Annotated in this window: 19 protein-coding genes and 2 tRNA genes; 19 read left to right on the top strand and 2 right to left on the bottom strand. The window is 35.1% G+C overall.

Annotated features, from left to right (window positions below):
* Positions 1–122: 122 nt before the first annotated feature.
* The 12 genes from Q0W04_RS07475 to Q0W04_RS07420 all read left to right on the top strand — a co-directional run bounded on the left by Q0W04_RS07475 (position 123) and on the right by Q0W04_RS07420 (position 12,288).
* Complete coding sequence (locus tag Q0W04_RS07475; RefSeq protein ID WP_298501546.1) at positions 123–1,484, top strand: MATE family efflux transporter; 1,362 nt, start codon at positions 123–125, stop codon at positions 1,482–1,484.
* Positions 1,485–1,762: 278 nt separating this feature from the next.
* Entirely contained in the window at positions 1,763–3,301 is a 1,539-nt protein-coding gene (locus tag Q0W04_RS07470) for an ABC transporter substrate-binding protein (protein ID WP_298501543.1), read from the top strand.
* 64 nt (positions 3,302–3,365) lie between these two features.
* Complete coding sequence (locus tag Q0W04_RS07465; RefSeq protein WP_298501541.1) at positions 3,366–4,361, top strand: ABC transporter permease; 996 nt, start codon at positions 3,366–3,368, stop codon at positions 4,359–4,361.
* Positions 4,354–5,205 carry an ABC transporter permease gene (locus tag Q0W04_RS07460; RefSeq protein WP_298501539.1) on the top strand — a complete coding sequence of 284 codons (852 nt, stop codon included), beginning with the start codon at positions 4,354–4,356 and terminating at the stop codon, positions 5,203–5,205. The genes Q0W04_RS07465 and Q0W04_RS07460 overlap by 8 nt, the downstream gene beginning before the upstream one ends.
* Positions 5,206–5,220: 15 nt before the next feature.
* Positions 5,221–6,159 (top strand): ABC transporter ATP-binding protein, encoded by a 939-nt coding sequence (locus Q0W04_RS07455; RefSeq protein WP_298501537.1) that lies wholly within the window; start codon positions 5,221–5,223, stop codon positions 6,157–6,159.
* Positions 6,159–6,770, top strand: coding sequence for an ABC transporter ATP-binding protein (locus tag Q0W04_RS07450; RefSeq protein WP_298501535.1), 612 nt, complete (start codon positions 6,159–6,161; stop codon positions 6,768–6,770). Before Q0W04_RS07455 ends, Q0W04_RS07450 begins: the two co-directional genes overlap by 1 nt.
* Positions 6,771–6,933: 163 nt before the next feature.
* A complete protein-coding gene (locus Q0W04_RS07445) occupies positions 6,934–7,494 on the top strand; it encodes a GNAT family N-acetyltransferase (protein WP_298501533.1) in 561 nt (186 codons plus the stop codon).
* Between the two features lie 45 nt (positions 7,495–7,539).
* Complete coding sequence (truA, locus tag Q0W04_RS07440) at positions 7,540–8,400, top strand: tRNA pseudouridine(38-40) synthase TruA (RefSeq protein WP_298501531.1); 861 nt, start codon at positions 7,540–7,542, stop codon at positions 8,398–8,400.
* A gap of 49 nt (positions 8,401–8,449) precedes the next feature.
* Complete coding sequence (locus Q0W04_RS07435; RefSeq protein ID WP_298501529.1) at positions 8,450–8,806, top strand: hypothetical protein; 357 nt, start codon at positions 8,450–8,452, stop codon at positions 8,804–8,806.
* Between the two features lie 63 nt (positions 8,807–8,869).
* A complete protein-coding gene (gene wecB, locus Q0W04_RS07430) occupies positions 8,870–10,192 on the top strand; it encodes a non-hydrolyzing UDP-N-acetylglucosamine 2-epimerase (RefSeq protein WP_298501525.1) in 1,323 nt (440 codons plus the stop codon).
* On the top strand, positions 10,176–11,264 hold the full coding sequence (locus tag Q0W04_RS07425) for an ATP-grasp domain-containing protein (RefSeq protein ID WP_298501523.1): 1,089 nt from the start codon (positions 10,176–10,178) through the stop codon (positions 11,262–11,264). Before wecB ends, Q0W04_RS07425 begins: the two co-directional genes overlap by 17 nt.
* A gap of 1 nt (position 11,265) precedes the next feature.
* Positions 11,266–12,288: a hydantoinase/oxoprolinase family protein gene (locus Q0W04_RS07420; protein WP_298501521.1), complete on the top strand. Its 1,023-nt coding sequence runs from the start codon at positions 11,266–11,268 to the stop codon at positions 12,286–12,288.
* Here the strand turns inward: Q0W04_RS07420 and Q0W04_RS07415 are convergent.
* Positions 12,285–12,845, bottom strand: a complete 561-nt coding sequence (locus Q0W04_RS07415; RefSeq protein ID WP_298501519.1) for a CDP-2,3-bis-(O-geranylgeranyl)-sn-glycerol synthase — start codon at positions 12,843–12,845, stop codon at positions 12,285–12,287. The genes Q0W04_RS07420 and Q0W04_RS07415 overlap by 4 nt on opposite strands.
* A gap of 149 nt (positions 12,846–12,994) precedes the next feature.
* Between Q0W04_RS07415 and tes the strand changes: the two genes are divergently transcribed.
* The 7 genes from tes to Q0W04_RS07380 all read left to right on the top strand — a co-directional run bounded on the left by tes (position 12,995) and on the right by Q0W04_RS07380 (position 17,720).
* Positions 12,995–14,500: a tetraether lipid synthase Tes gene (gene tes, locus Q0W04_RS07410; protein WP_298501517.1), complete on the top strand. Its 1,506-nt coding sequence runs from the start codon at positions 12,995–12,997 to the stop codon at positions 14,498–14,500.
* A 102-nt stretch (positions 14,501–14,602) separates the two neighbouring features.
* Positions 14,603–15,088 (top strand): homoaconitase small subunit, encoded by a 486-nt coding sequence (gene hacB, locus Q0W04_RS07405; RefSeq protein ID WP_298501516.1) that lies wholly within the window; start codon positions 14,603–14,605, stop codon positions 15,086–15,088.
* A gap of 19 nt (positions 15,089–15,107) precedes the next feature.
* Complete coding sequence (locus Q0W04_RS07400; RefSeq protein ID WP_298501514.1) at positions 15,108–15,728, top strand: HVO_0476 family zinc finger protein; 621 nt, start codon at positions 15,108–15,110, stop codon at positions 15,726–15,728.
* Positions 15,729–15,735: 7 nt separating this feature from the next.
* Positions 15,736–17,016 carry a tRNA (N(6)-L-threonylcarbamoyladenosine(37)-C(2))-methylthiotransferase gene (locus tag Q0W04_RS07395; RefSeq protein WP_298501513.1) on the top strand — a complete coding sequence of 427 codons (1,281 nt, stop codon included), beginning with the start codon at positions 15,736–15,738 and terminating at the stop codon, positions 17,014–17,016.
* A 199-nt stretch (positions 17,017–17,215) separates the two neighbouring features.
* Positions 17,216–17,416 carry a histone family protein gene (locus Q0W04_RS07390; protein ID WP_042691314.1) on the top strand — a complete coding sequence of 67 codons (201 nt, stop codon included), beginning with the start codon at positions 17,216–17,218 and terminating at the stop codon, positions 17,414–17,416.
* 156 nt (positions 17,417–17,572) lie between these two features.
* A tRNA-Val gene (locus Q0W04_RS07385) sits at positions 17,573–17,644 on the top strand.
* A gap of 3 nt (positions 17,645–17,647) precedes the next feature.
* Positions 17,648–17,720 (top strand) — tRNA-Phe (locus Q0W04_RS07380).
* Positions 17,721–17,835: 115 nt separating this feature from the next.
* Here the strand turns inward: Q0W04_RS07380 and deoC are convergent.
* The gene (gene deoC, locus Q0W04_RS07375) at positions 17,836–18,573 is read right to left on the bottom strand and encodes a deoxyribose-phosphate aldolase (RefSeq protein WP_298501510.1); all 738 of its coding nucleotides are present in this window, start codon (positions 18,571–18,573) and stop codon (positions 17,836–17,838) included.
* Positions 18,574–18,576: the final 3 nt, after the last annotated feature.

The raw sequence follows: 18,576 nt of genomic DNA, 5'->3' as shown, positions 1-18,576 counted from the left end.
TTGAGTGAAAAATAATCTAGGAATCCTAGCCTTCTATAAGGCGAGGTTGTTCAATATTTGAAGAAAAGGCGGAATGTTATCAAACAATTAATTTATATGTGAATAGATTTTAATATTTAGTTATGCAAAGTAGTGATGGTTCAGATAGTGTAGATGTAATGCTTGGAAATCCCAAACAAGCCTTATTGAAGATGTCTATACCATTGATTATATCGCTGCTTATTTCTAGTTTATACAATCTCATTGATGCTGCCTGGGTATCAGGTCTTGGCGCTGATGCTCTGGCAGGGGTTGGGTTTTTTACTCCAATATTCATGATTCTGGTAGGCTTTGGAAACGGTCTTGGGGCGGGAGCCGCTTTTGCAATTTCAAAATATATTGGTGAAGACAATAAATCAAAGGCAGATAATGCTTCGATTCATTCTATTTTTATTGATATTGTTGTATCATTGATAACAACCGTGGTTCTATTGGTTTTGCTTGAAGCGATATTGAATGCAATGGGCGCTGGTCAAACTGTTTCCTATGCATGTGATTATGGTGCAATAATTCTTTCAGGTTCCATCTTTATAATAATGTCTAATGCACTATACGGAATATATAGGGGTGAAGGCGATTCAAAAAGGCCGATGTATGCAATGATTGCATCAGCTATTTTAAACATGATTTTGGATCCTGTTTTTATTTACTCTTTAAATCTGGGTGTAAGGGGTGCAGCCGTTGCAACATTAATATCAGCAATATTTGTAATTTTAATTTTATGCTACTGGTTTTACATTAAAGGGGATACTTACCTAAAGCCTCATTTGTCAAACTTCAATTTCAAAAAGGACATCACTTTTGATATTGTCAAGGTGGGAATTCCTGCAAGCGTTCAGCTTTTAAACAATGCATTTTTCGCAGCAGTATTTTCTGCCCTTCTTGCATTTCTCTCATCAACTGATTCTGTTGCCGTTTACTCGACAGGCTGGAGGATAGTTACTATTGGAACAACACCTATGCTGGCAATCGGAACAGCTTTAATCAGTGTAGTTGCGGCAAATTACGGTGCAAAAAATTATGAAAACATTAAAATAGCTCACAGATACGCAATGAAAGTTTCCCTGATTTTTGCTTTTGCGGTTGCAGTTTTAACAAATGTATTTGCAGGAGATATAGCTTCACTATTCACATCCTCCGGCTCAAGCGTTAGGATTGCAGGAGAACTGACAAGCTTTTTACAGTGGATTGTCATCTATTATCCTACAATGGCAGTCGGTGTTGCGTCAACTTATGTTTTCCAGGGAATAGGCAGGGGAATAACTGCAATGTTTCAAACCGTTATGCGTGAAACAGGTTTTACAATATTTTTTGCGGTCTTGTTGGGTGTTGTCTTGAACTATGGTGTTTGGGGAGCCTGGATGGGCATTGTTTTGGGCGAAATTGTGTCCAATAACATCACTATGGTTTGGGCAGACCGGACAATTAACAGTCTTTTGAAATGATTTTTTCTGTTTTTGTCAAGGTTAATACTATTTTTTCAAACTGAGAAATAATTTATAGCAATTTTTAAATACTTTAATGTTAATAATAATAATTGTAATATCTTTTTTTAAAAAAGTATTACTTTTATAATAGTTTTTTGCAATTTAGTATTACTGAATGCAAGTTGCTATTGGATTAAACTTAAAAGTAATTATTAACGAGGAAATAAAATGGACAAAAATATATTATAGGTGCAGTCGTTGCAGTTATTGCCGTAATTGCTATAGCTGCAGTCGCTTTGGGTGGGGGAAGTACTGAACACGCTCCTAATGAATTGGTAGCATGTGTAGCCGCTCACGGTGAAGAACCTGAATATGGTTTCGACCCAATGCATGGTTGGGGATACCACGATTCCGGAACAGAACCTCTTATTCAAAGTACAATTCTTAAAAGAGATGCAAACAATACATTCGTAAATGATTTGGCAACAAATTATACAATTTCTGATGATTATAAAACATACACAGTTGAAATACGTGATGATGTAAAATTCTCCGATGGTTCTCAATTAACCGCAGGAGATGTGGCATTTTCATATAATACAGCAAAAGAATTTGGTGAAGGAGCAGATTTAAGTTCCATGAATAACGCTACAGCTGAAGGTGACACTACAGTAGTATTCCACCTCAACAAATCTGATTCAACTTTCATTAACAAATTAACAGATGTTGGAATTGTTCCTGAAGCTAATTACAATAATGAAACATACGGTCAAAACCCAATCGGTTCCGGACCTTATAAATTAGCTCAATGGGATAAAGGACAGCAGTTCATCTTGGAGAAAAACCCAGATTACTATGGCCAGGAACCATACTTTGATAAAATCACAAACTTGTTCCTTGATCCTGATGCAGCATTTGCCGCAGTCAAAAACGGTGATGTAGATATTGCTGAAGTACAACTTGCATATGCAAATGAAACCGTTCCAGGATACCACTTAGAATACTTCGATTCTATAGATGTACGTGGTATTTCTTTACCAACTCAAATGAACACTGGAAAAGTAAGTGAAGATAATATTACTATAGGTAACGATGTAACTGGTGACCCTGCTATTAGGGAAGCATTAAACATTGGTATTAACAGGGAAGAATTATTAGAAGGTGCATTTAACGGTTTCGGTAATGTATCATACAATGGTGTTGCAAGTCAATTGCCTTGGGCATTTGATTCCACATTTGAAGATGGTAAAGTCGATGAAGCAAAAGCAATTCTTGCAGAAGCAGGATGGAATGATACTGACGGCGATGGAATCTTAGAGAAAAACGGTACCAAAGCTTCTTTCTCAGTATATTATAATTCAAAAGCAACTGAAAGACAAGCAATTGCAGTAGCTGTTTCAGAACAAGCTAAAGAGTTAGGTATTGAAATTACTCCAGTAGGTGGAAGTTGGGATGATATTGATCCTAATAAATATTCTCAAGGTGTAGTATGGGGATTCGGTTCAGCAGACCCATATGAAATTGAACATCAATACGACTCTAGAGTGGCCTGTGTCGGTTATGATAATCCTGAAGCACTCAATGATAGTTCAGTTGATTCATTAATAGATTCAGCTATGGTTCAAGATGTTAATGGCTCATACAGCACTTGGTCTCAAGCTGCTCAACAAGCTACCTCAAACTATCCATTCTTATGGGTTGGAACTGTTGATTACGCATATTTCGTCAGTGATTCATTAGACATATCCAATAGTACCCACCTCATCTATCCACACGGTGGAGATATTTGGGGTAACATCTACGATTGGGCTCGTATTAATGCAACAGCAAAATAATTAAACTCAAATGATTTATTTTTATAAATCATTTTTTATTTTTTTTTTAAACAAATCATACGAGATGATTAAAATTAACAATAAAAAATTAGCTAAATTTTTTGGATATAAGGCTATTAGATTACTAATTTTATTAATTGTTATTGCAGCAATCAGTTTTATAATGATACAATTATCTCCAATTGACCCTGTTAAAGCATATCTTGGACAAAGAATTGTAAGTCAAGAACAACTGGCAATTATTGGAAACTATTGGGGAACAAATCTCTCTTTAGGTGAAAGAGTATTGGGTTGGCTTCAAACATTGGCCTCCGGAAGTATGGGATTTTCATTAATTTATAGGATACCTGTAACAGAAGTTATCCTGCAAAAATTCACAGCTTCATTAACTCTTATGGTTGTTTCCTGGGTGATATCTGCAGTTGTAGGGTTTGGATTAGGTGTAATTGCTGGTGCTAAAGAAGGCACATGGATTGATAAGGTAATTAAAACTTATTGTTATATATTGCAATCCACTCCTACATTTTGGATAGGTTTAGTACTTTTAATGGTTTTTTCTGTTTATTTAGGTTGGTTCCCTATTGGATTATCTGTTCCAATTGGGCAATTGTCGGATACTGTAACATTTTGGCAATGGTTATATAGGTTGATATTGCCTGCAATAACTTTAAGTATCGTTGGAATTGCTTCTCTTACAATGTATACAAGGGATAAACTTATCAGTGTTAAAAAAAGTGATTATTTCTTATTTGCTCAAGCTAGGGGTGAAAGCTTCTGGGGCACAATAAAAAATCATGGAATAAGAAATATTTTACTTCCAGCCATTACAATTCAATTTTTATCATTTAATGAGTTATTTGGTGGAACAATCCTTGTAGAGCAGGTATTTGCTTACCCAGGTATTGGTCAAGCAACTGTAGCAGCTGGATTGAGGTCGGATGTTCCATTATTGCTTGGAATTGTTATTGTCAGTACAATTTTTGTATTTGCAGGAAATTTCATTGCTGATTTGATATACCAATATGTTGATCCTAGATTAAGAGGTGAGGACGATGAGTGAACTGCCATGGTATAATCGGGGATTATTTAGTAATCTGAATCTAAGGCAAAAAACAATTTTAACTATTGCACTTACCGGATTGATTTTATTAATAATTTTCATTAGTGGACTATTGACTAATGCTAATTTGCCAACTGATTTTTCAATAAAAATGCAACCTCCGTCATTCCAGCATCTGTTTGGTACTGATTGGATGGGTCGGGATATGTTTACAAGAACAATTAAAGGTTTAAGTTTAAGTATTATGATTGGTTTAGTTTCTTCAATTTTATCCAGCATAATCGCAACAATTTTAGCTTTCATTGCAAGTACAAACAAGTTTTGTGATGAATTTGTATCATGGTTAATCGATTTATTCGCATCAATACCCCATATACTATTAATCATGATGATATCCATTGGATTTGGTAAAGGAGCATTTGGTGTAATGATGGCAGTAGCATTTTCGCACTGGGTAAACTTAACAAGAGTGCTTAGAGCGGAAGTATTACAGATTAACACTTCTGAATATGTTGCTTTATCTAAAAGATTTGGTAAAAGTAAATTATGGATTGCAAAAGAGCATATTTTACCTTTGGTACTGTCACAAATTTTTGTAGGAACTTTATTAGTATTTCCGCATGCAATCATGCATGAATCAAGCGTAACATTTCTAGGATTTGGTTTATCACCTCACGAACCTGCAATTGGTATTATTTTGTCTGAATCGATGACTTATCTTGCAATGGGTGCATGGTGGTTGGCTTTCTTCCCAGGTCTTGCATTATTGATTGTAGTGTTGCTGTTTGATATTATAGGGGATAACTTAAAACGATTGTTTGATCCTTCTGAGGCGAATAATTAGGATTTTGGTGATATTATGGGAAATTTATTAGAAGTAAATAATTTATCAATATCTTTTACACAATATGTTCAGGGATTAAATAGGCATGATTCCAAGGTAATATCTGATTTAACAATCGATGTTAATGAAAGTGAAATTGTTGCAGTTTTAGGTTCCAGTGGTTCTGGTAAAAGTCTTTTAGCTCATTCAATATTGGGTATTTTACCATATAACTCTCATGTAACTGGTGAACTTAAATATAAGGGAAAAGTTCTGGATCAACAATTGAAAGAGGAATTAAGGGGAAAAGAAATCTGTCTGATTCCTCAATCAGTTAATTTCCTTGACCCTTTAATGAAAGTATCTGAGCAGGCTATCGGTGAGTGTAAGGACGAAAATGAACATAATCAAAAACAGATTAGACAAAGGGAAATCTTTTCAAAATATGGGCTGGATGAAAGTGTGGATGGGTTATATCCTTTTGAATTGTCTGGTGGAATGGCAAGAAAGGTATTATTGTCTACAGCTTTAATCGAAGATCCTAATTTGTTAATTGCTGATGAACCAACACCGGGTCTTGATGCAAAAAGTGTTGAAGAAACTATTAATGATATTAAAAATTTAAAAGACCATGGGAAAGGTGTTTTACTTATTACTCACGAAATTGATGTGGCATTAAAAACAGCAGATAGGATTGCAATATTTTATTCAGGTTATGTTATTGAGATAAATAATGTAGAAAACTTCAAAAATTCCGATAATGTATTGCACCCATACACTAAAGCCTTAATTGATGCTCTTCCAAGAAATGGCTTCAAATTAACTGAAGGTGTTCAGCCATTAGGTGAGGTTACTGGATGTCCATATTGGGAAAATTGTCCAATACGTTTAGATAAATGTGAAAACAACATACCTGAATTAGTTGAGCATGATGGCGTGATGATTAGATGTTTTAATTTTGAAGGAGGTAAATAATGGAACTTAAAGCTGAAAATATTTCTTTTTCATATAATAAAAAAAGACAGATATTGAAAGACGTTTCATTATCTCTTAATAGCAATCAAATTATAGGTTTAATCGGGGATAGTGGTAGTGGTAAATCCACATTATGTAAAATTATGGCAGGATATATCTCTCATTATAAAGGAAGTGTTACTTTAGATGGCAATAAAATTCCAGATAAGGATTTCTATCCTGTGCAGTTGATTTTCCAACATCCGGAAAAGACCATGAATCCTAAATGGAAAATGAAAAAAGTGTTAAATGAATCTTGGACTCCAACTCAGGATTTAAAAGATACTTTCGGTCTTAAGGATAATTGGTTAACACGCTGGCCTAATGAGCTTTCCGGTGGAGAGTTGCAACGTTTCAGTATATTAAGAGCGCTAAATCCTAAAACAAAGTTTATCATTGCTGATGAGATAAGTACCATGCTTGATGCCGTTACACAGGTACAAATTTGGGATGCACTAATCAGCCATTGCAGAGCTAATGATATTGGAATATTAGCGGTTAGTCATGACCCTGAGTTGCTTGAAGTAGTCTGTGACGATATTTTGATGTTTAATGAGATTAATAATCTTTAAAATTTTTTTTATTTTCTTTTTTTTATTGCAATACTGTCAGATAATAAATTTTAAATACTAAGTTTTACTTCATTATTATTATAGTTATGAAAAATTAATTAAAAAGTATTACTTATTTGATATTTTTCCTATTAAAAGTATTACTCTTAAAAATGGTGTTTAAATGAATATTGTGATTAAGCAATTAAGCAATGATTCAAATCAAATTTGTGATGTTCAGGAATTTCTCTTTAACATGATTAAAAATGAGTTCGGATATGGATATGTTCCGCAATGGCATCAGGATATAGTGAATATGGAAAAATATTATATTAATCCAAAAAGGAATGGATTTTTTGTTGCATATGATGATACAGGAAAAATCAGAGCAACTATTGGATTGCGAGCTTATGATAAGGATTTTCAGGAATTTAAAAATTCCTACTCCGACAAAACCACTTCAAGCATATGGAGATTATTTGTCGATACAAGATGCAGACGTTGTGGTTTAGCTTCTAAAATGTTCAATATAGCCGAAAATTTCGCAAATGAAAAGGACTATAATGAAATTTATCTCCATACTCATAAAAACTTGGATGGGGCACTTAGTTTCTGGAAAAAGATGGGTTTTGTTGTTGTGTTGGATACAGCAAACGACCTTCAGACAGTTCATATGGAAAAACGTATTCAAAAGCTGGAAATAAATCCACAAACTAATAACTTCAGATATGCCGTAAAATTATAATCTTTTACTAAAAGCTTATTTTATATTGAAAATAATATTAATATAATGAAACGAACAGCACTCAAAATAGGTTATATCGGAACTAATTTTCACGGGTTTCAAAGACAGCCGGACCTCAGAACTGTTGAAGAAGAATTGATTTATCATTTAAGAAAATTAGACTATATTGATGATTTAAAAAAGTCCCGATTTAGAATTGCAGGAAGAACCGATGCAGGAGTTCACAGTCTGGGTAATGTAATTAGCTTTCAGTCAGAAAAAGAAGTTAGGGTAAATGAAATCAACAATTCACTTCCGGATGATATCCAGATTTTAGCATCAGCTCCTGTCCGCTATGCATTCAAGCCAAGATATGCACAGATGAGACAATATAGGTATTTATTATTTCAGGATTTGGATATTGATAAACTCAACGAGTGTGCTGAAATCTTTAAGGGAACTCATAACTTCACCAATTTCACAAAACGTTTTCAAAAGACGACCACAAGAACTATTGATGATATTAAAATCACAAAAGTCAATCTGGATGACTATCACAAAAGGGAATTTCCAAATATGCATGATACCATCTCACCAATATTTGTAGACATCTACGGTGAATCATTTTTATGGAACATGGTCAGAAAGATGATGAGGGTTTTTGTCGATGTGGCTTTGGGAAAGATGAATCTCGATGAAGTTGAAAAGCTGTTAAATCCAGAAAAAGATGAACCTCGGGCATATATTAAAGTGCTTGAGCCCGAATATTTAATATTGATGGACATACAATATGATGGAATTAAGTTTACCTATGATGATTATGCCTGTGAGCGGTTTAGGCGGGATTTGGCTGATTCTTTAACAGATTTGCAAAAAAGATATGCCATTCGTGAATCGATGATAAAAAGTTTGGATGACCTGCTTTGATACTATTTTATATATGTGGATGATATATACTATAATTGAAGGTGTATTGATGACAAGAGTGTATGATGTTTTTGACAAATTTTCTATTTTGGCCATTATAATTGGTTTTGTTTTAGGATTTTACCTGGCTTTTAACCATAACAGTTCCAACATTTGGTTTGATGCAATTCCGTTTATTATTGTCATCGCTTTGATTTTAACATTGCCTCCGGTTATTGATTCTATTCGTATAAAAAATAAAACAGGTAATGATATTCCAATCAACGCCCTTGTTGAGGCATACTTTTTAAATGTAGCTATTCTTGTTGTTTGTACTGCTTTTGGAATAGTTTTAGGTTCATTCTACATAGGCAATTTCATTGCCGATAATGGTAAACTGCCTGGAATAATTCCATTTTTAAGATAATTCCTTTTTTTCAAGTAAAATTTTTAACCTAATTTAAATAGATATATTTAATGAGGAATATTTATGAAAATTGCCACTATTTTAGGGACTCGTCCCGAGATTATTAAAATGGCTCCGATTATTGCTGAGATTGATAAGAGGGGCATTGACCAGATTGTTTTGCATACCGGTCAGCATTATGATAAAGAGATGTCTGATAACTTTTTCAGGGATTTGGAAATTCCTGCTCCGGATTATAACATTCACGTCGGATCAGGTTCCCACGGAAAGCAGACAGGTCTGATGATGAAAGGAATTGAAGAAATTCTTTTGGATGAAAAACCGGACATTGTGCTTGTTCAGGGAGATACCAATGCTGTTTTGGCAGGGGCACTTGTTTGCGCTAAGCTTCACATTGCCGTTGGCCATGTCGAAGCAGGACTCAGGTCATTTGATGTGACAATGCCTGAGGAAATAAACAGGAAAGTTGCAGATATCTGTTCTGTGATGTATTTCATTCCGACTGAAGAGTCAGCTATAAATCTTTTGGCTGAAGGATTTTCTAGAAAAAACCTGATAATAACTGGAAATACTGTTGTCGATGCATGTTTCAGACATTTGGAAATAGCCAAAAAAAGAGGATTCGACGAACAATCCCTTAAAGAGTTGGATATTGAAAACATGGATAACATTTTAACATTGACAATGCACAGGGCAGAAAACGTGGATGTCGAAGAGCGCGTGACAAGCATTATTGGTGCTTTAAAAGAGTTAAGTGACATGAACATCATTTTCCCGATACATCCAAGAACTAAAAACACCCTTGAAAACTTCGGATTGTTTGATGAGCTGAATGATTTGGAACATGTTCATATTGTAAAGCCGATAGGATATCTTGATTTTCTGCTTTTAACATCAAAATCAACATTGATTCTAACAGACTCCGGAGGTCTTCAGGAAGAGGCTATAACACTTGATGTTCCTGCATTGACCTTGCGATACAACACCGAAAGGCCTGAAACAGTTACTGCAGGCGGAAATATTCTTGTAGGTGCAAACAAGGATGTTATTCTTGAAAATGCAAATAAAATCCTAAACGATAAGGAATTTGCAGATAAAATGAAAAGTGCAGTAAACCCATATGGTCAGGGTGATGCAGCTCAAAGAACTGTTGATGCGATAGAAAAATATTATGAAGATGGAATTTTGGAAATCAAGGCTCCCGAAGATATCATGACTTCATTTTCCAGAAAAATGGCTCAAATTACACAGGACATTACAGTCAGCGAATTTGAAGCAAAAGAAAATGCACTGGTTCATATGGTCTTTGGTGAGGGCAAGATGCAATTCCCAGCAGATGAGACAAACTTAAATGGTATGATGATTACTTATGACAAAAGAGAATGATTCAATTTTGGTGTTTGAATATTTTACTGCTTCAGGTGAAAAGGAAAAATGTATTATTTCAGAAGCTGAAGCATTGATTTTTGGTCTTTTGGATGATTTGAAGGATTTTCAGATTGATTTGGTTATCAACAAATCCTATGAAAATATAGTTAATGATTATGAAAATGTAAATCCGATTTTGATAGATGTTGATGTTGTCGATTGGCTTAAGGACAATGCCGGTGAGTTTAAAAGGGCAATTTTCATCTCAGCGGAAAACAACAACAATCTATACAATATCACCAAGATTTTGGAAGACAATAACGTGAAGACATACACTTCAACTTCCGATGCATGTATGAAGTCTTCAGTCAAATCCCTAACCTATGAGGCGCTTGGAGGAATTGTTCCTCAGCCTAGAACATTCAGATTCAAAATTGATTCAAAGGGTTATTGGAAAAGAGCCATTGACAATTTATATGAAAAATGGCAGGCTGAAGACCCTCTCACACCACTTAAACTAATAATCAAACCTCTTGTCGGTGTGGACTGCGAGGACATTGTTGTGATTGAAAACATTGAGGATTTAACCCTTGATTTGGATAAGATCTTCAAACCTGGTTCTCGTGTCATTGTTCAGGAATTCATTGAAGGTGAAGACGTTAGTGTGAGTCTTATATCCAACGGCAAAAAGGCTATTCCTATCAGTTTAAACAAACAGTTTGTAGAACTTAAAAATGATAAGGGCACTTACCTGGGAGGTAAATTGCCTTTTGAAAGCAAATTTAAGGACGAATGTTTTGACATTGCCGTTAAAGCGGTTGAAGCCATTGACGGACTTAAGGGTTTTATCGGTGTTGACTTGTTGATTAATGCAGACGAGAAGGATGTTTATTCAGTTTATCTTTTGGAGGTCAACTCAAGATTTACAACACCGTATGTGGGCCTAAGACAGGTCGTTAACTTTAACATCGGTCAAACAATCATAGACTTGATTGATGAAAAGACAGATCTCGATAATCTGGATATTTCATTGGATGGTGAAGTTGAATTTAAAAAATCCGGAGATAATCTGGATATAAGGAGAATATAATATGAAAATAGCTGGTTTTGATATTGGCGGTGCAAATACCGACCTTGCAGTAATCGACTTTGAGGATGGTGAAATAAAAAACATTGAAGTTGATTTTGCATATCTTCCGATGTGGAGCAATAATGATGACTTATCACGGGTATTGGTGGAACTGATTGAAAACATATGTCCTGTTTCAGAAATTGATGCTGTGGGGATTTCAATGACTGCCGAGCTTGTGGATGCATACGATACAAAAAAGGAGGGGGTATTGGATGTGGTAAAAAAATGTGAAGCTACATTTTCATGCCCGATTGCATATGTCGGGGTCGATGGAATGCTTTGCCTTGAAGAGATTGAACAAACTCCTCTTAAGGCAGCAGCCGCAAACTGGATTGCAACAGCCCAGATTGCAACATTAATATCTGATAACTGCATTTTCATAGATACTGGAAGTACGACAACTGATATAATACCAATTAAGGATGGTAAGGAATGTGCAATAGGAAAATCTGATTTTGACAGATCCGCAACAGGTGAGCTTGTGTATACCGGAACCTTGAGAACCAATTTGGCCAGCTTTTTGGATAAGGTGGAATTGAATGGAAAAGAGTATAGGGTCGCTTCAGAATTATTTGCCCAAACTGCAGATGTTTATACAGTATTGGATTTAATCAATGAAGATGACTATGTATGTGATACATTTGACGGCGAGTCAAAATCCAAGATTGACTGTGCAAAAAGGATAGCCCGTGTTGTCTGTGCGGATTTGGAGATGCTATCCATGGAAGATATTGTTGAGATGTCCAAATTTATCCATCAAAAACAGATTGAACAGATTGCTGACGGTCTAAAACAGGTTCATGAAACTCAAAACTTGGATTTGATTGTGGTGACAGGTCTTGGAAAGGATATTCTTGATGCTCCTGCAGCAGAACTTCTGGGTCTTGAAGTAAAATCCATGGGTGATATTTTAACAGATGAAGAATGTGTCGTTGCACCTGCCGTTGGAACTGCGGTAATGATGCAGAAGTATTTGGATTAATACCACACGTCTTTTATGCCAAGCAGATAAGCACATGTGTTGGTAAGCAAATGTATAATTAAGGTTAATCCAAGAGCAAGAACAATAACCAATAAATTTAGCTTTACAACTAATGAAACCAAAATCAGTGCAACAATTATAAAATCTAGCTGATCTAATATTGGAGCCGGTTTTCCACGACCGATTCCAAGTCTTCTTTTTAAAAAACTACCCAGTGCATCACCTAAAAGGGCTCCAAAACCAAGCAATAATCCAATTAATATTCCGCTAGGGATGCCGGTAATTATTGGAGTAATAATGTACTGTCCAAAGTTTTCAAGTATTGCCGGTGCAAAAAATCCCTGAATTGCACCTGTAATCATTCCTATGATTGTTCCGGCTATTAATCCTCTCCAGGTAACTCCGTCTCCAATCCAACGATTGCCTTTGCTGTCTGATTTTCCAAAATCAACTGGAGTTCCTCCACCGAATACAAGTCCAGCACCATTTGAGAAATATGCCGGAAGTATGAAGTAGAGTGTTGTAACGCATGCAATCAAAATCATTTGGACGTTCATTAATCATATTCTCCATTAGTTTTTTTTCGTATATACATTATATTTAAACTAGTATATATTAATTAAGTTTAAATATCATATTAATTTAAATATATAATATTATGTAAGTTTGTACTAATGATGTCAAATTGTTAGTAAAGGTGATTGATTTGAAAATTAAAGATACAAAAAGTTTATGCCCGGAGTGTGGAAAGACTCTAGATGCTGAGGTTTTTAGTGAAGACGGCAAAGTTTTCATTAAAAAGACTTGTGATGAGCATGGGGAATTCATAAACACTTACTGGGGAGATGAAGATTTATATAATAGGGCTGAAAAATTTATCCCATCAATTACTTCTGTTGATAATCCTTCCGTTGATGATCTTTTAGGTTGTCCGGATAACTGCGGGTTATGTTCCAAACATGAGACTTCAACCGTTTTGGGTTTAATTGATGTGACTAACAGGTGTAATTTAAGATGTCCTGTTTGTTTTGCCAATGCGGCAGCGGCAGGATATAAATATGAACCTTCACAGGATGAAATAAGACAGATGCTTAAAAATTTAAGGGATTTGAAACCTCACCCATGTCTGGCTGTTCAGTATGCCGGTGGTGAACCTACCGTTAGAAAAGACATTGTTGAACTTGTGGCAATGGCTAAAGAAGAAGGTTTTACTCATGTCCAAATAGCTACTAATGGTTTAAGGTTGGCTAGAAAAGAGGAATTGGCTAAACAATTAAAACAAGCCGGATGTAATACTATTTATTTGGCTTTTGATGGTGTAACTCCAGAACCTTACATTAACAATAGGGGTAAGGATTTGCTTCCGTATAAGTTAGATGCAATTGAAAACTGTAGAAAAGCAGGTTTGGGTGTTGTGCTGGTTCCTACATTGATTAAAGGAATCAATGATTATCAAGTCGGCGAAATTATCAAATTCGCATTTGACAATAATGACATTGTTTATGGAGTCAACTTCCAGCCTGTCTCATTTGCCGGAAGAACTCCTGCTGATGAGGTTGAAGAGCAAAGAATAACCATTCCTGATTTCGTCAGGATTGTTGAAGAGGAAACCGATGGTCAGGTTCCTTCCGATTCATTCTATCCTCCTTCATTTGTTGAACCTATTGCAGATGTTATTTCCCGTTTGGATGGTGAAGATTCAGCAAAAGTGACCCTGAATTGTCACCAGCATTGTGGAATTGCAACTTACGTTTTCAGACAAAAAACAGATGGTGAAGGCAAAGACAAGTTGATTCCGATTACAGATTTCATTGATGTTGAAGATTTATTCCATAAATTGAATGAATATAGTGAAAGACTTGACGAAGGCAAATTCGGTTCTCGAAAGAGGGTTTTAGCAGGATTAACCGGAAACCTTCCTAAAATGGTTCATCCTAGCAGAGCTCCTGAAGATTTGGATATTGTAAAAATATTACTAAATGTATTTGCTAAAGGGGATTATGAGGCATTAGGAGACTTCTCTAAAGATGCAATGCTCATTTCATGTATGCACTTTATGGATCCATTCAATTTTGACATTGACAGGGTTAAAAAATGCGTTATTCATTATGCAACTCCTGACGGCAGAATCATACCGTTCTGTACAATGAATTCAAAGTATCGTGAAGATGTAGAGCGTGCATTTGCAAAACCATTAAAATCAAAAGATTAAAAAAAAATTTTCAAATCACCTAAAAACTTATTTTTGTATTTGGATTTTCCAAATACTTTTTTATTATATTATTTTTATTGAAATTTTTATTCAGTGATATAAATGGATATTATCAAAGGAAAAACATGGACTTTTGGGGAAAATATCGATACCGATGTAATCATCCCCGGAAGATATTTAAGGACATTCAATCCTCAGGACCTGGCAGACCATGTTCTTGAAGGGGAACGTCCGGACTTTACAAAAAACGTTAAAAAGGGAGACATAATTGTTGCAGATGAAAACTTCGGCTGTGGCTCATCAAGAGAACAGGCTCCTGTAGCTATTAAAACTGCAGGTGTCGATGCAATCATCGCAAAATCATTTGCAAGAATATTCTATAGGAATGCAATCAATATAGGTCTTCCTGTAATTGTTTCAGATATTGAAGCCAAAGACGGTGATATCATAAGCATCGATTTGTCAAAAGGTGAACTTGTAAATGAAACTTCAGGTGAATCAACAACCTTTGAACCGTTCAAGGAGTTTATGTTAAATATTTTAGAAGACGGTGGTTTAGTTAACCACTATTTAAATGACAAAGAATAATTTTTATTGTGTGATTAAAATGGATTGTCCAATTTGCGGAAGTGATGATGTAGAAATTTTAAACTCGAAACAGAAATCATCAAAGAAAAAACTGATGGAAGAGTATTTGTTGAAATGTGAGGACTGCGGTCATGTATTTAAGGATGTCATATCTTTAAAGAAACCAAAACCATACCGGCTGATTGTTTCAGAACATGGCAAATCCCACAAGACCACAATCGATTTGTCTCCAAGTGATGAGCTTAAAAGCGGTGATGTGCTGCTTTCCGATGTGGGTCAAGTTGAAGTAACCAGTATTGAAGTGGCAGACAAAAGGGTAACCAAGGCCAAACTGGAGGATGTCAATACCATTTGGGCTAATTCTATTGAAATTCCGGCACGTATTGGTTTTTCCGTAGATTTGCATGGTGAAGTTGACTCATATAAGCTTGATTTGGAAAGGGACTTTGAAATAGCTCCCGGAGATGTAGTCAAAATAGACAAGCATATTGTAAAAGTGCATGTCGTAAAGACTCATGAGAGAAAATTGACCTCTGGTTTTGCAAAGGCAAGTGTAATAACAAGAGTTTATTCAAAACCTGTCAAATTCAACAATTATGATTACGATTTGACCAAGGACATAATTAAAAAGACTTCTTAGTGGGAAAATGAAAGTATATATTGAAACTTACGGATGCACATTTAACAAGGCTGATGCGCAGATTATGGCCGGTGTGCTTTTGGAAAATGAAATTGATATTGTGGATTCCATCGAAGATGCCGATGTCATCATTGTAAATACCTGTTATGTTAAGTTGCCGACTGAAAACAAGGTGGTTTATAAAATCCAAAAACTTCAGGAGGAGTTTCCAGACAAAAAAATCATTGTCAGCGGATGCATGGTTGAAATCGACCAGGAGAAATTGGACAAGATTGGACCTAACTGTTCATGGATCGGACCGCATCAGTTAAATAAAACTGCTGATGTTGTAAAAGGAACATACTGTGGTGATGTGATACGTGAAACAGGATTTACAAAAGAGTCTAAAGTTGGAGTTCCTAAGTTATCTGACGGAAGCTTGATTCATATTATTCAAATCTGTGAAGGCTGTTTGGGTGCATGCACATTCTGTTGTACCCGTTTTGCCCGTGGACCTTTAAATAGCTATCCGATTAAGGATATTGTTGAAGAGGCAAGAAAAGCTATTGAAGATGGGGCTTGTGAAATTCAACTCACTGCTCAGGATACTGCTGCATTCGGTCGTGACAGTGGTGAAAAGCTATCTGATTTAATTAAAGAAGTGGCCAATTTAGAAGGAGATTTCAGAGTTCGTGTTGGAATGATGCATCCTAAAAACATTTTAAATGATGTTGATGAAATAATCGATGCAATGAAACATCCGAAGGTATATAATTTCATTCATTTACCTATACAATCAGGCAGTGATAAGGTCTTATCTGAGATGAGGCGTGGTCATACCATAGAGCAATATGTTGGCATTGTGTCAAAATTTAAAAATGAAATTCCTGACATTGCCCTGGCTGTAGATATTATTGTGGGATATCCTACCGAAACTGATGGCGATTTTGACCTGACCGTTGAAGTGCTTGAAAAAATTAAGCCAAGTCTTATTCATCTGTCAAAATATCAGCACAGAAAAGGTGCGATTTCATCTTCACTTCGTGAAGTTCCGCCTGAAGTAATGAAGAAAAGATCAAAATTTTTATCCGAAATTAAATCAAAAATAACTGAACAGGAAAACATTGAATTGGTTGGAACCACTCAAAAAGTATTGGTTGTTGAAAAGGGTTCAAAAGGTGGATTTATAGCAAAAACTGATTCATACATTCCAGTGATAGTTGACAATGTTGAATTAGGTTCTTTTGTTAGGGTAAAAATAACTGATGCAACTGCTACATACCTTAAAAGCGAATTATTGGAAGAATAATTTTTAATTTATCCATCTTTCTTATTTTCATATTTTCACCTAACTTTTATCCTTTAATTTTATATAATGTTACTGTTATTATTTGAATTTCAAAAGCATATCTGAATAGTTGATGTGTCATTATATGGGCGATTATTATTCATTTTTACCGATACCTTTATATACTATTGTGTACTACCTTTTAATTGGAGGTGTCATTATGAGTGAATTACCAATCGCACCAGTCGGTCGTATCTTAAAAAATGCTGGCGCACAAAGAATTAGTGACGATGCAAAAATTGCATTAGCTGAAGCATTAGAAGAAAAAGGTGACGAAATCGCACAAAAAGCTGTTAATTTCGCACGCCACGCTGGTAGAAAAACTGTAAAAGCTGAAGATATCAAATTAGCAATCAAATAGATTTACTAATTGGTTATTTTCAAAAAAAAGCTTTATATAATAAAATCTATTGGCCATTTCTTTGGTCAATTTTTTTTATTTTTAACTATTTTTAAAATTTCATACTCTAAAGAAAAGTTTATATATCACTTGTTCTAAATATTATTGTGTTGTATAGGACCGGTGGTCTAGGGGTATGATTCCTCTTTGACGTGGAGGAGATCACGAGTTCGAATCTCGTTCGGTCCATATGCCATGGTAGTTCAGATGGGAGAACGCTAGACTGAAGATCTAGATGTCGCTGGTTCAAGTCCGGCACATGGCATTTCTTTTTACTATTTTTAACGATTTTAACAAATTTTTATTATTTTAATTGAATTTTAAAAAAAGGTTTTTTTTTCAAGTTAAAAAATGAGTTAGATTATGTGGAATAATCCACATTAATCTTTTTTGGTAAGGGTAATTGGTTTTGGTGTTACTTGGGTATTTTCTCTTAACTCTTTGTATCTTTTTACAATTTCATAACCCATGTCACTTCCGATTTTATCAGCGCCGCCGGTTAATATTTGGTTTGCTGTTTTGTAATCGTTTATACCACCATTTGTTTCAATTTTGATTTTTGGAGCATGTTTTTGGAAGATATTAATGTCATTAACATTTTCAAAAATATGGTTTGGTGTTACAAATCCTGTTGCGGTTTTAACAAAATCCGCTCCTGATTTTTCAGCAGCTTTAGCAGCATTTGCCTTTTGATAGTCTTCCAAAGCTTTTGTTTCAATGATTGCTTTTAGGGTTCTATCACCGACAGCTTGCTTAACTTCCTTAACTTCTTTTTCAAGCAATTCGTATTTTTCATCCTTGATGTAGCTAAGATTCATTACCATATCTATTTCGTCAGCTCCCATTTCAACCAGTGCCTTGGCTTCAGCAACTTTACTTTCAATGCTTTCAAAACCTAATGGAAATCCGACAACACTTCCAACCTTTATGTTTGTTTCAGCCAACATTTCTTTGGCCAATGGAACATATGTTGGGGATATGATTACTGAGTTAAAATTTAACTCCTTAGCCTTTTCGAGAAATTCTTTCATTTCTGATTCTGTAATCATGTTGTTTAAATTAGTATAGTTAATGTAACTTGCCAATTCTTTTGAATTTTTGATATTGTATATCACCATATT

The organism is uncultured Methanobrevibacter sp. (assembly GCF_947170395.1).
Classification (GTDB): Archaea; Methanobacteriota; Methanobacteria; order Methanobacteriales; family Methanobacteriaceae; genus Methanocatella.
The sequence above is the reverse complement of the archived record's forward strand: the minus strand, read 5'-3'. Positions and strand labels throughout refer to the sequence as shown.